Here is a 12287-nt window from a genome sequence, read left to right as displayed (position 1 = left end):
GTCTGAGTGTGCGTCCCCCGCCACGCGGGCGTTTCGGGGGCACTCGGGGGGCGGAGCCCCCCGAGCGTGTGGTTACCAGGAGCTCTTGGTCACGCCCGGCAGCTCGCCCGCGTGCGCCATCTCGCGAAGGCAGATGCGGCAGAGGCCGAACTTGCGGTACACCGAGTGCGGGCGACCGCACTTCTGGCAGCGGGTGTACGCGCGGACCTTGAACTTCGGCTTCCGGTTCGCCTTGTTAACGAGCGCGATCTTGGCCATGTCAGTTCTCCTTGAAGGGGAAGCCGAGCTGCTTGAGCAGCGCGCGACCCTCGTCATCGTTGGTCGCCGTGGTGACCACGGTGATGTCCATGCCCCGCACGCGGTCGATCCGGTCCTGGTCGATCTCGTGGAACATCGACTGCTCGGTCAGACCGAACGTGTAGTTGCCGTTGCCGTCGAACTGCTTCGGCGACAGGCCACGGAAGTCACGGATACGCGGGAGGGCGATCGTCACGAGACGGTCGAGGAACTCCCACATCCGGTCGCCGCGCAGCGTCGTGTGGGCGCCGATCGGCATACCCTCACGCAGCTTGAACTGGGCGATCGACTTGCGAGCCTTGGTCACGACCGGCTTCTGGCCGGTGATGGCGGTGAGGTCGCGGACGGCACCCTCGATGAGCTTGCTGTCCTTGGCTGCGTCGCCCACACCCATGTTGACGACGACCTTGACGACGCCGGGAACCTGCATGACGTTCGCGTAGCCGAACTGCTCGAGCATCGAGCTCTTGATCTCGTCCTGGTAGCGCTGCTGAAGGCGCGGCTTGGTGCTGGTGTCAGTCATTCTCAGAGGTCCTTGTCCGACGTGACCGCGACACGGACGCGGGACGCCTTCTGACGGCCGTTGCGCTCGACGGTCTCGACACGCGTCTTCACACGGGTCGGCTTCTTCGACTCGGGGTCGACGATCGCGACGTTGCTCACGTGGATCGCGGCCTCGGTGTGCGTCAGGCCACCGGTGCGGGTGCCACGGGCGGTCGCGCCGGCCTTGACGTGCTTGGTGACGCGGTTGATGCCCTCGACGAGCACGCGCGAGGTCTCCGGGTAGACCGCGATGACCTTGCCCTGCTTGCCCCGGTCGCCGCCGTTCTTCTGGCTGCGGCCGGAGATGACCTGGACGAGGTCACCCTTCTTGATCTTCATCTTCGCCTTGGCCATGTTCACAGCACCTCCGGCGCGAGAGAAATGATCTTCATGAACTTCTTCTCGCGCAGCTCACGACCCACCGGGCCGAAGATGCGGGTACCACGAGGGTCACCGTCGGCCTTGAGGATCACCGCAGCGTTCTCGTCGAACTTGATGTAGGAACCGTCGGCGCGGCGACGCTCCTTGACGGTGCGGACGATGACGGCCTTGACGACGTCACCCTTCTTCACGTTGCCGCCAGGGATCGCGTCCTTGACGGTGGCGACGATGGTGTCGCCGATGCCGGCGTACCGACGGCCCGAGCCACCGAGAACACGGATGCAAAGGATTTCCTTGGCACCGGTGTTGTCGGCGACGCGAAGCCGCGACTCCTGCTGAATCACTGTCTAACTCCTGTCGTCGTGCTGGTTCTTCGCACGTGGCGAAGCCTTGCCGAACTGGACTGTGGTCTGTGTCCTCCGGGGCCCGCGGCTGGCGGGCCTCCGGAGGGCAGCCGGGGGGCGACAGCCCCCCGGCGGTGCTTACTTGGCCTTCTCGAGGATCTCGACGATGCGCCAGTGCTTCGTCGCGGAGAGCGGACGCGTCTCCATGATGAGCACGCGGTCACCGACGCCGGCGGCGTTCTGCTCGTCGTGCACCTTGACCTTGCTGGTGCGACGGATGACCTTGCTGTAGAGCGCGTGCTTGACGCGGTCCTCGACCTCGACGACGACGGTCTTGTCCATCTTGTCGCTCACCACGTAACCCTGGCGGGTCTTGCGGTAGTTGCGCTCACTCGCCTGGTCGCTCACGACCTTCTCCTGCTCGCTCATGCGTCAGCCTCCTGCGCCTTGTCAGCCTTCTTGGCCTTCTTCTCGGCCTTGTCAGCCTTCTCGGCCTTGTCGGCCTTCTTGTCGGCCTTGGCCGACTTCTTCTCGGCCTTCTCCTCCACCTGCGGGGCGGCGGGGGCCGAGCCGATGCCGAGCTCGCGCTCACGCATCTCGGTGTAGATCCGCGCGATGTCCTTCTTGACGGCGCGCAGACGGCCGTGGTTGTCCAGCTGGCCGGTGGCCGACTGGAAACGCAGGTTGAACAGTTCTTCCTTGGCCTTCTTCAGCTCGTCCGCCAGCTTGGTGTCATCGAGACCACGCAGCTGCTCGGGAGCCAGGTCCTTGGTTCCGACTGCCATCAGATGTCACCACCCTCACGCTGGACGAAGCGGCACTTCATGGGGAGCTTGTGCATCGCGAGACGCATGGCCTCACGTGCCACCGGCTCGGCCACGCCCGAGATCTCGAACATGACGCGACCCGGCTTGACGTTGGCGATCCACCACTCCGGCGAACCCTTACCGGAACCCATGCGGGTCTCGGCGGGCTTCTTGGTGAGCGGACGGTCGGGGTAGATGTTGATCCACACCTTTCCGCCACGCTTCATGTAGCGGGTCATCGCGATACGAGCGGACTCGATCTGACGGTTGGTCACGTAGGCCGGCTCGAGAGCCTGGATGCCGTAGTCACCGAAGGCGATCGTCGTGCCACCCTTGGCCGCACCGTGGCGGTTCGGGTGGTGCTGCTTGCGGTGCTTGACTCGACGGGGAATCAACATGGTCAGGCCTGCTCATTCTCGGTGCTGGCCGCGGCGGGGGCCTCGGCAGCAGCGGTCTCGTTCACTGCCGGAGCAGCGGCGGTCTCGTTGCGGTCACCACGACGGGCGCGGTTCGGACGGTCACCGCCGTCACGGCGCGGACCACGCGACGGGCGCGGGGCGGCGGCCTGCTGGGCCGCGAGCTCCTTGGCCGTCATGTCGCCCTTGTAGATCCACACCTTGACGCCGATGCGACCGAACGTGGTGCGGGCCTCGTAGAAGCCGTAGTCGATCTGCGCACGCAGGGTGTGCAGCGGGACGCGACCCTCGCGGTAGAACTCCGTGCGGCTCATCTCGGCGCCGTTGAGACGGCCGGAGACCTGCACGCGGATGCCCTTGGCGCCGGCGCGCTGGGCGGACTGCATGCCCTTGCGCATGGCGCGGCGGAACGCCACGCGGGCCGAGAGCTGCTCGGCGATGCCCTGGGCGACCAGCTGGGAGACGATCTCGGGGTTCTTGACCTCGAGGATGTTCAGCTGGACCTGCTTGCCCGTGAGCTTCTCGAGCTCGCCACGGATGCGGTCGGCCTCGGCGCCGCGGCGACCGATGACGATGCCGGGGCGGGCCGTGTGGATGTCGACGCGGACGCGGTCACGGGTGCGCTCGATCTCGACCGAGGCGATGCCGGCGCGCTCCATGCCCTTCTCCATCAGGCGACGGATCGAGACATCTTCCTTGACGTAGTCGCGGTAACGCTGACCCGACTTGGTCGAGTCGGCGAACCAGCGGCTCTTGTGGTCCGTCGTGATGCCCAGACGGAAGCCATGGGGGTTGACCTTCTGACCCATCAGCGGGCTCCCTTCGTGTTCTCGGGCTGGGCGACGACCACCGTGATGTGGCTCGTGCGCTTGTTGATGCGGCCGGCGCGGCCCTGGGCGCGCGGACGGAACCGCTTCATCGTCGGGCCCTCGTCCACGAACGCGGCCGTGATGACCAGGTTGCGCTCGTCGAAGGCGACCGACTCACGGTCGGCCTTGACGCGGGCGTTGGCGATGGCGCTCTCGAGCACCTTCTGCACCGGCTCCGAGGCAGCCTGCGGCGCGAACTGCAGCGTCGTGACGGCGTCGGTGGCGACCTTGCCGCGGATCAGGTCCACGACACGGCGAGCCTTCTGCGGGCTGACACGGACGTGCCGCGCCGAAGCCTTGGCTTCCATGACTTCTTCCTTGGATTCGATGGCCATCAGCGACGACGACCCTTCTTGTCGTCCTTCACGTGACCCTTGAACGTGCGGGTCGGCGCGAACTCGCCGAGCTTGTGGCCGACCATCGACTCGGTGACGAACACCGGGACGTGCTTGCGGCCATCGTGGACGGCGAAGGTGTGGCCGAGCATGTCCGGGCTGATGACCGAACGGCGCGACCAGGTCTTGATGACGGTCTTGGTGCCCGCTTCGTTCTGGGCGTCCACCTTCTTCTGAAGGTGGTCGTCGATGAAGGGGCCCTTCTTCAGGCTACGAGGCATTCCAAAGGCTCCTTATCAGCGCTTCTTGCCAGTACGGCGGCGACGCACAATGAGCTTGTCGCTTTCCTTGTGTCCCTTGCGGGTCCGGCCCTCGGCCTGACCCCACGGGCTGACGGGGTGACGTCCACCGGACGTCTTGCCCTCACCACCACCGTGCGGGTGGTCCACCGGGTTCATGGCGACACCACGGACGGTCGGGCGCTTGCCCTTCCACCGCATGCGGCCGGCCTTGCCCCAGTTGATGTTGCTCTGCTCGGCGTTGCCCACCTCGCCGACGGTCGCGCGGCAGCGCGCGTCGACGTTGCGGATCTCACCGGACGGCATACGCAGCTGGGCGTAGGGGCCGTCCTTGGCGACGAGCTGCACGCGAGCACCCGCGGAGCGGGCGATCTTGGCGCCACCACCGGGCTTGAGCTCGATCGCGTGAACGACCGTACCCACGGGGATGTTGCGCAGCGGAAGCGAGTTGCCCGGCTTGATGTCGGCCGCGGGGCCGTTCTCGATCGGGTCGCCCTGCTTCATCTTGTTCGGGGCCAGGATGTAGCGCTTCTCGCCGTCGGCGTACTGGACGAGCGCGATGCGCGCGGTGCGGTTCGGGTCGTACTCGATGTGAGCGACCTTGGCCGGCACGCCGTCCTTGTCATGGCGACGGAAGTCGATGACGCGGTAGGCGCGCTTGTGACCGCCACCGATGTGGCGCGTCGTGATGCGACCGGCGTTGTTGCGGCCACCCGTCTTCGACAGGGGGCGCACCAGCGACTTCTCGGGGGTGGAACGCGTGATCTCGACGAAGTCGGCGACCGACGAGCCACGACGGCCCGGCGTGGTCGGCTTGTACTTACGGATACCCATGTTCGTGTGTCCTTATCCTTCGTCGATCTCAGGCGCCCGCACCGAAGATGTCGATCGAGCCCTCGCGGAGGGAGACGATCGCACGCTTGGTGTCCTTGCGCTTGCCGAGGCCGAATCGCGTGCGACGGGTCTTGCCCTGGCGGTTCAGGGTGTGGACCTTGTCGACCTTGACGTTGAAGATCGCCTCGATGGCGATCTTGATCTCCGTCTTGTTCGCACGGGGGTCGACGATGAAGGTGTACTTACCCTCGTCGAGCAGACCGTAGGACTTCTCGGAGACGACCGGCGCGATGAGGATGTCGCGGGGGTCCTTGGTGTGGATGCTCACTTGGTGGCCTCCTTGTCGGCCTTGTCGGCCTTCACGGGACCGGCGACGAACGCGTCGAGGGCGGCCTGGGTGAAGACGATGTCGTCGGCGCACAGGACGTCGTACGTGTTGAGCTGGTCGGCGACCAGCACGTGGACGTTCTGCAGGTTGCGGACCGACTTGAACGCCACCTCGTCGCCGCGCTCGAGCACGACGAGCAGGTTGGGACGCTCGGTCAGACCGGCGAGCAGCGCGGCGGCGTCCTTCGCCGAGGGCAGGTCGCCCGAGACGATGGAGTCGACGACGTGGATGCGGTCGAAGCGGGCCCGGTCGGAGAGGGCACCGCGCAGGGCGGCCGCCTTCATCTTCTTGGGGGTGCGCTGCGAGTAGTCACGCGGCTGCGGGCCGTGGACGACGCCACCGCCGGCGAACTGCGGTGCGCGGGTCGAGCCCTGACGGGCGCGGCCGGTGCCCTTCTGGCGGTACGGCTTGCGCCCACCGCCGCGGACCTCGCCGCGGGTCTTGGTCGAGTGCGTGCCCTGACGAGCAGCCGCGAGCTGGGCCACCACGACCTGGTGGATCAGCGGGACGTTGGTCTGGACGTCGAAGATCTCGGCGGGGAGGTTCTGCGTCTTGGTTGCCATGTCGTTCATGCACCCTTCGCAGCCGTGCGGATCAGGACGATGCCACCGCGGGGGCCGGGAACGGCACCCTTGATGAGCAGCAGGCCCTTCTCGGCGTCAACGGCGTGGATCTGGAGGTTCTGGGTCGTCTGGCGAACGCCACCCATGCGACCAGCCATGCGCATGCCCTTGAAGACACGGCCCGGGGTCGAGCAGCCGCCGATGGAGCCCGGCTTGCGGTGGTTGCGGTGGGCGCCGTGCGAGGAGCTGACACCGTGGAAGCCGTGACGCTTCATGACACCGGCGAAGCCCTTGCCCTTGGTCGTGCCCGTCGCGTCGACGCGCTGGCCGGCCTCGAAGGACTCGGCCGTGATCTCCTGGCCGAGCTCGTAGTCGGCGGCGTCGGCCGTGCGGAGCTCGACGAGGTGACGGCGCGGCGTGACGCCGGCCTTCTCGAAGTGGCCGCTCATGGGCTTGTTCACCTTGCGGGGGTCGATCGCACCGAAGGCGATCTGGACCGCGGAGTAGCCGTCGGTCGCGTCGGCGCGCACCTGCGTCACGACGCAGGGGCCGGCCTTGACCACGGTCACGGGGACGAGCTTGTTGTCTGCGTCCCACACCTGGGTCATGCCGAGCTTCTCGCCGAGCACGCCCTTCACGTTCTTCTGAGCAACAGTCATCGCGGGCCGCCTCAGAGCTTGATCTCGATGTTGACGTCCGCCGGCAGGTCGAGACGCATCAGCGAGTCGACGGCCTTGGGCGTCGGGTCGATGATGTCGATGAGGCGCTTGTGCGTGCGCATCTCGAAGTGCTCGCGGCTGTCCTTGTACTTGTGCGGCGACCGGATGACGACGAAGACGTTCTTCTCCGTCGGCAGCGGGACGGGGCCCACCACGGTCGCGCCGGCGCGCGTCACTGTGTCAACGATCTTCCGCGCCGAGTTGTCGATGACCTCGTGGTCGTACGACTTCAGCCGGATGCGGATCTTCTGTCCCGCCATCTGATGAACGTCTCTCTCTCGCTTCTGACTACCGGTTCCCTTGGCCATCCGACCCCCGAGGTCGGGCGTGTCGCGCCCGCTTCGCGGTGAAAGGTGCGCACCTGAGTGCCACTTCTCGTGTGGATTGCCCGGCCGAACCGGGTAACTTGCGCTTCCCTCGGGCCTCCGAGAGGAGTCCGGGCGAGTCCCCGTCAGGAGGCTCTCAAGGGGCGGCGCCACCGACATGGGTCAGCGACGCGCGTCAAGCAACCTGAACAGTGTGCCAGAGCGCGCACCGCACTATCAAATCGAGGCGAGGTGGACGCGCAGGGTCGGCGAGGTGGCGCGTCGCGTCAGGCGAGTGGGCGGGCGCAGGCCGCGGTGCCGCCCGGCAGCTGGTGGCGGTGGGCGGCGATCCAGCGGTACGCGCGCCCCGCCAGCCACGAGATCCCGGGCGCCTCGAGGAGGCGGCCGAGCGGCCGCCAGGCCGGGGCCCCGTGCGTCACGGCACTGGCGATGGCCCGGTGGCCAGCCCGGATCGAGCCGTCCGCGGTGATGAACTGGGCCGCCTCGTCGCAGTCCTGCTCCGTCAGCCCCACGGCCGCGAGGTCGAGCTCCTGCCACGGCCGCACGTCGTAGCGGCCGCGCCGGTCGACCCAGCGCCCGATCAGCTGGACGCTGCGCGTGCAGAAGCCGCAGTCGGCGTCGTAGACGAGAGTGGGCCGGGTCGGGACGAAGAGCGTGGTCTCCACGACCCCATCCTCGCACCCGTCGTGCGCCCGGCTGCGTCGACCTGCTGGCGTATGCCGTGGGGCGGGCCCCTCAGGCCGGGGCGAGGAACGCGCTCAGCGCGCCGGCATACATCGCGGGGTCCTCGGCGCCCATGAGCTCGCGCGTGCTGTGCATCGACAGCATGGCCGCCCCGAAGTCGACGGTGGTGGCGCCCGTGAGGGAGGACGTGACCGGGCCGACGGTCGAGCCGCACGGCAGGTCGCTGCGGGTCACGAAGGTCTGCATCGGGACACCGGCCTGCTCGCAGGCCAGCCGGAACGCCGCGGCGCCGACGGAGTCCGTGGCATAGCGCAGGTTGGTGTTGACCTTGAGCACCGGGCCGCCGTTGACGAAGATCTGGTGCAGCGGCTCGTGGCGATCGGCGTAGTTGGGGTGCGTCGCGTGGCCCATGTCACCGGAGGCGATGACGGTCCCCGCGAGGGCGCGCCAGTAGTCGTCGCGGCTGCCCCCGCCCGCGGCGACGATGCGCTCGAGGACCGACGGCAGCAGCGTCGAGGTGGCACCGCGCTCGGACGTGCTGCCGATCTCCTCGTGGTCGAAGAGGACGAGGACGGGGACGTGTGCGGGCTCGGTGGCCACGGCGTCCAGGAGGGCCCGGACACCCGCATACGACGTGGCGAGGTTGTCGAGGCGCGGCGCGGCGATGAGCTCGCGTGCCCGCCCCAGCCTCGTCGACGGCTGGATCGGGTGCGTCATGGCGTCCCAGGACAGGACATCCTCGCGGGCGACGCCGACCTGCTCGGCGAGGTAGCCGACGAAGTCGCCGGGCTCGTCGCCGACGCCCCACAGCGGCTCCATGTGGGCCTGCTTGTTGAGCGTGAGCGCCTCGTTCTGGGTGCGGTCGAGGTGGATCGCGAGCTGGGCGACCCGCAGCAGCGCGTCGTGGCCGTGGAAGGTGCGCGACTCGACGCCGTCCCTCCCCCGAACGGCCACCCGACCGGCGAGGCCGAGGTCACGGTCGAGCCAGGAGCTGAGGATGAGGCCGCCGTAGGGCTCGATCCCGAGCAGCTGCCAGCCGGCCCGCGAGTGGTCGGGATTCGGCTTGACCCGCAGGTTCGGGCTGTCGGTGTGCGCCCCCACGACGCGGAACCCCGCGGCCGGTCCGGCCCCGGCGCCGTGCGCGCCGGTCGTGTCCCAGGCGATGAGCGAGCCGCCGCGCACGAGGTAGCGCCGCCCCGGCTCTGTCGGCCACGGCTCGGTCTCGACGACCTCGGTGAAGCCCTCCGCGGCGAGGCGGGCTGCAGCCTGCTCGCACGCGTGGAACGGGGTGGGAGAGGCGTCGACGTAGTCGATCAGGCCCTGGGCTTCGGTGTCGGTGTCGAACGAGTGCGCCATGGCCCCCGACCCTATCCGTCCGGTCAGACCGGTCTCAGACTGGCCAGCATCTCGCGCAGGAGCGAGTCGGCGGAGGCCTCCGTCGTCGCCGTCACCGTGATGAAGCTGACGTGGCCGGCGTGCTCCACGGCGAGAGAGCGGGTGTGGGTGACGAACGAGCCCATCGGCAGGCGCGACTCTGCGACGATCGCGGGACCGAGCGGCGTCGTCACCCGGTCCACCCGCACGACGTTCGCGCCGACGGACTCGAGCTGCGCGCGCAGCTCGTCTGGGCTCAGCAGCTGCGACACGGGCGTCGGGATGACGGAGATGTTGTCCGCCGTCCCCCGCGGCCCCATGACCATGACCTCCATCGCGCTGCCGACCCGCTGGAGGTACTCGTCGACGGACAGGCCGGACCGCGCCGCCAGGTCCTTGGCCTGGTCGGGCAGGGCCGCGCCTCCCGCGCGCAGCGCCCGGGAGGGGTCGAAGGCCTGCCATCCGGCAGGCACCTCGAACGACAGTCCGGCCTGCACCGCAGTGACCCTGCGCCCGACGAGGAGCGGGACCCCCGCGGTCGCGGGGGTGGTGGGGGCGGTCGACATCCCATCCGCCGACGGTGAGGCCGTCGGCTGGACCGACACGGGACCCGACGAGATCACGCGGGAGGGCGCCGGCGGGCTCGGCGCCGTCCCGGCCAGGGCCGACCCTCCGGCCTTCGAGCACGCCGCGGTCGACAGGAGCAGCAGGACCGAGCAGACGCCGACGGCCAGGCGCAGCGCCCGCCCTCGCGAAGATCCGGCCGGCTCCCCTGTCGACGTCATGCGCAAGTCATACGGCATCGGCCCTGCCAGGGCAACGTCCGCACCGGTGGCAGGATCCCCCCCATGCCCGACACCAGCCTCCGCACTCTCGTCGACGACCTCGCCTCCCCCGATCCCGCGGTCCGGGATGACGGGGCGTATGCCACCCTGACGCGCCTCGTGCGCGACGGTGACCTCCCCCTGGACGACCGGTCCTGGCTCGGGGACGCGATGGTCCAGCGGCTGCGCCACGAACGGGCGGAAGCCCGCTCCTTCGCGCCCCTGGTCCTCGCTTCGCTCGTGGCGGTCGGCGATCTCGACGAGGCGTGGATCCCGGCCGTGACCCGCTGGTTCTGCAACGAGCAGGACCTGCGCGGGCACGATCCTGAGCTGGGGTGGGTCCACACCGTCGCGCACGGCGCCGACTTCTTCGGCGCGTGCGGGGCCGCCGGCGTCGGGGACCCGGCAGCACTGCTGGATGCCCTCGCTCGGCGGATCGTCGTGCCGACCACGTTCGTGTGGCGGGACCAGGAGGACGACCGGGTCGCCCACGCCCTGGCCCTGGTCCTCGCCCGCCCGGACGTCGACGAGCCGACCGCCGTCGACTGGCTCGAGCGCGTCCGCAGCCTCTTCGCGTCGGGCTCCCCCGGGCCCGTCCCACCCGAGGCGAGCAACACGATGCGGACGCTGCGCTCGTTGCACGTCGCCCTCGGCGAGCAGCCGCTCCAACGCGGCGAGCCCGTCACCGTCCAGCACTGCGAGCTCGTGCGCACGCAGGTCGCGGCCGTCCTCCACGAGGTCACCCCGTGGTCCTGGCGCACCCGCGCAGGAAGGTGAGCACTCGACAGGAAGGGAGCGCGCGGCATACGACAGGGGCCGGGGCGCCCGAGGTGGGGAGCGGCATCGGAGGCGGCCGACGGCATACACAAGCAGGGACGCTGGAAGCGGCCGCCGACGCTCTCGCCGCGAGCCGCCTCGGGCGTTCCGCGACGACGCGGAGCGGGACCGCGGCCGCGGGGTGCACGCGGAAGGGCCCGCCCCGCCGAAGCGGAACGGGCCCTACCGATGAAGCTGGTGCTGCAGGTGCAGCGTCAGATCACTTGATGATCTTCGTGACGCGACCGGCGCCGACCGTGCGGCCACCCTCACGGATGGCGAACTTGAGGCCGTCCTCCATGGCGATCGGCTGGATGAGCTCGACCGTCATGTCGGTGTTGTCGCCGGGCATGACCATCTCGGTGCCCTCGGGCAGGTGCACGACACCCGTCACGTCCGTCGTACGGAAGTAGAACTGCGGACGGTAGTTGTCGTAGAACGGCGTGTGACGGCCGCCCTCGTCCTTCGAGAGGATGTAGACCTGAGCCTCGAAGTCCGTGTGCGGGGTGATCGAGCCCGGCTTGCAGATGACCTGCCCGCGCTCGACGTCCTCGCGCTTGGTGCCACGAAGCAGCAGACCGACGTTCTCACCAGCGCGACCCTCGTCGAGGAGCTTGCGGAACATCTCGACGCCCGTGACGGTCGTCTTGGCCGGCGGGCCGGTGTGGATGCCGACGATCTCGATCTCCTCGTTGACCTTGAGGATGCCGCGCTCGATACGACCGGTGACGACGGTGCCACGACCCGTGATCGTGAAGACGTCCTCGACGGGCATGAGGAACGGCTTGTCGACGTCGCGCTCGGGCTCCGGGATGGAGTTGTCGACGGCGTCCATGAGGTCGAGGACCGACTGGCCCCACTTCTCGTCGCCCTCGAGCGCCTTGAGCGCCGAGACCTGCACGACGGGAAGGTCGTCACCCGGGAACTCGTACTGCGACAGGAGCTCACGGACCTCCATCTCGACGAGCTCGAGGATCTCCTCGTCGTCGACCATGTCGGCCTTGTTGAGCGCCACGACGATGTAGGGGACGCCGACCTGGCGGGCCAGGAGGACGTGCTCCTTCGTCTGCGGCATGGGGCCGTCGGTGGCGGCGACCACGAGGATCGCGCCGTCCATCTGAGCCGCACCCGTGATCATGTTCTTCACGTAGTCAGCGTGGCCCGGGCAGTCGACGTGGGCGTAGTGACGACCCTCCGTCTGGTACTCGATGTGCGCGATCGAGATGGTGATACCGCGCTGGCGCTCCTCGGGAGCCTTGTCGATGTCCTCGAACGCGAACTGGGGGTTCAGGTCGGGGTACTTGTCGTGCAGAACCTTGGAAATCGCAGCCGTCAGCGTCGTCTTGCCGTGGTCGATGTGACCGATGGTGCCGATGTTGACGTGCGGCTTGGTCCGCTCGAACTTTGCCTTCGCCACTGTGGTCCTCCTCAGGACTTTCTCGTGTTACGCCGTACGACCAGGGCAGGAC

Annotated in this window: 20 protein-coding genes; 1 reads left to right on the top strand and 19 read right to left on the bottom strand. The window is 68.7% G+C overall.

The genetic code is table 11. The annotated features are described in order from the left end of the window. Positions 1-72: 72 nt before the first annotated feature. The 18 genes from AB4030_RS13280 to AB4030_RS13195 form a co-directional block, all read right to left on the bottom strand. Positions 73-258, bottom strand: coding sequence for a type Z 30S ribosomal protein S14 (locus AB4030_RS13280; protein WP_442279683.1), 186 nt, complete (start codon positions 256-258; stop codon positions 73-75). A 1-nt stretch (position 259) separates the two neighbouring features. Further along, complete coding sequence (gene rplE, locus AB4030_RS13275; RefSeq protein WP_056752812.1) at positions 260-820, bottom strand: 50S ribosomal protein L5; 561 nt, start codon at positions 818-820, stop codon at positions 260-262. Between the two features lie 2 nt (positions 821-822). Further along, positions 823-1194, bottom strand: coding sequence for a 50S ribosomal protein L24 (rplX, locus tag AB4030_RS13270; protein ID WP_442279682.1), 372 nt, complete (start codon positions 1192-1194; stop codon positions 823-825). A 2-nt stretch (positions 1195-1196) separates the two neighbouring features. Then, on the bottom strand, positions 1197-1565 hold the full coding sequence (rplN, locus tag AB4030_RS13265; RefSeq protein ID WP_020143234.1) for a 50S ribosomal protein L14: 369 nt from the start codon (positions 1563-1565) through the stop codon (positions 1197-1199). A 138-nt stretch (positions 1566-1703) separates the two neighbouring features. After that, positions 1704-1994 (bottom strand): 30S ribosomal protein S17, encoded by a 291-nt coding sequence (rpsQ, locus tag AB4030_RS13260; RefSeq protein WP_147066118.1) that lies wholly within the window; start codon positions 1992-1994, stop codon positions 1704-1706. Beyond that, complete coding sequence (gene rpmC / locus AB4030_RS13255) at positions 1991-2350, bottom strand: 50S ribosomal protein L29 (protein ID WP_442279681.1); 360 nt, start codon at positions 2348-2350, stop codon at positions 1991-1993. Before rpmC ends, rpsQ begins: the two co-directional genes overlap by 4 nt. Then, positions 2350-2769, bottom strand: coding sequence for a 50S ribosomal protein L16 (rplP, locus tag AB4030_RS13250; RefSeq protein ID WP_020143237.1), 420 nt, complete (start codon positions 2767-2769; stop codon positions 2350-2352). The genes rpmC and rplP overlap by 1 nt, the downstream gene beginning before the upstream one ends. 2 nt (positions 2770-2771) lie before the next feature. Next, on the bottom strand, positions 2772-3596 hold the full coding sequence (rpsC, locus tag AB4030_RS13245) for a 30S ribosomal protein S3 (protein ID WP_020143238.1): 825 nt from the start codon (positions 3594-3596) through the stop codon (positions 2772-2774). Continuing rightward, positions 3596-3964, bottom strand: coding sequence for a 50S ribosomal protein L22 (gene rplV, locus AB4030_RS13240; protein WP_442279680.1), 369 nt, complete (start codon positions 3962-3964; stop codon positions 3596-3598). The genes rpsC and rplV overlap by 1 nt, the downstream gene beginning before the upstream one ends. 26 nt (positions 3965-3990) lie before the next feature. After that, the gene (gene rpsS / locus AB4030_RS13235) at positions 3991-4272 is read right to left on the bottom strand and encodes a 30S ribosomal protein S19 (protein WP_141823434.1); all 282 of its coding nucleotides are present in this window, start codon (positions 4270-4272) and stop codon (positions 3991-3993) included. A gap of 15 nt (positions 4273-4287) precedes the next feature. Continuing rightward, a complete protein-coding gene (gene rplB, locus AB4030_RS13230; protein ID WP_442279679.1) occupies positions 4288-5124 on the bottom strand; it encodes a 50S ribosomal protein L2 in 837 nt (278 codons plus the stop codon). A gap of 28 nt (positions 5125-5152) precedes the next feature. After that, positions 5153-5452, bottom strand: a complete 300-nt coding sequence (gene rplW, locus AB4030_RS13225; protein WP_142176968.1) for a 50S ribosomal protein L23 — start codon at positions 5450-5452, stop codon at positions 5153-5155. Then, complete coding sequence (gene rplD, locus AB4030_RS13220) at positions 5449-6084, bottom strand: 50S ribosomal protein L4 (RefSeq protein ID WP_442279678.1); 636 nt, start codon at positions 6082-6084, stop codon at positions 5449-5451. Before rplD ends, rplW begins: the two co-directional genes overlap by 4 nt. Further along, positions 6081-6734 (bottom strand): 50S ribosomal protein L3, encoded by a 654-nt coding sequence (gene rplC / locus AB4030_RS13215; protein ID WP_026864145.1) that lies wholly within the window; start codon positions 6732-6734, stop codon positions 6081-6083. Before rplC ends, rplD begins: the two co-directional genes overlap by 4 nt. Before the next feature lie 11 nt (positions 6735-6745). Then, positions 6746-7054 carry a 30S ribosomal protein S10 gene (gene rpsJ / locus AB4030_RS13210; protein ID WP_009775966.1) on the bottom strand — a complete coding sequence of 103 codons (309 nt, stop codon included), beginning with the start codon at positions 7052-7054 and terminating at the stop codon, positions 6746-6748. 332 nt (positions 7055-7386) lie between these two features. Then, positions 7387-7785 carry a thiol-disulfide oxidoreductase DCC family protein gene (locus tag AB4030_RS13205; RefSeq protein ID WP_442279677.1) on the bottom strand — a complete coding sequence of 133 codons (399 nt, stop codon included), beginning with the start codon at positions 7783-7785 and terminating at the stop codon, positions 7387-7389. Positions 7786-7855: 70 nt separating this feature from the next. Then, positions 7856-9160, bottom strand: a complete 1305-nt coding sequence (locus AB4030_RS13200; protein ID WP_442279676.1) for a M18 family aminopeptidase — start codon at positions 9158-9160, stop codon at positions 7856-7858. A 23-nt stretch (positions 9161-9183) separates the two neighbouring features. Further along, on the bottom strand, positions 9184-9963 hold the full coding sequence (locus AB4030_RS13195) for a hypothetical protein (protein WP_442279675.1): 780 nt from the start codon (positions 9961-9963) through the stop codon (positions 9184-9186). Between the two features lie 63 nt (positions 9964-10026). Here AB4030_RS13195 and AB4030_RS13190 point away from each other — a divergent pair, with 63 nt between their 5' ends. After that, entirely contained in the window at positions 10027-10779 is a 753-nt protein-coding gene (locus tag AB4030_RS13190; protein ID WP_442279674.1) for a DUF2785 domain-containing protein, read from the top strand. Between the two features lie 259 nt (positions 10780-11038). On the opposite strand, the gene tuf is transcribed toward AB4030_RS13190, so the two are convergent. Beyond that, entirely contained in the window at positions 11039-12235 is a 1197-nt protein-coding gene (gene tuf, locus AB4030_RS13185) for an elongation factor Tu (RefSeq protein WP_020143252.1), read from the bottom strand. Positions 12236-12287: the final 52 nt, after the last annotated feature.

This window comes from Terrabacter sp. 2YAF2 (assembly GCF_052114705.1).
Lineage (GTDB): Bacteria > Actinomycetota > Actinomycetes > Actinomycetales > Dermatophilaceae > Terrabacter.
This window is presented reverse-complemented; position numbering and strand designations above follow the sequence as displayed.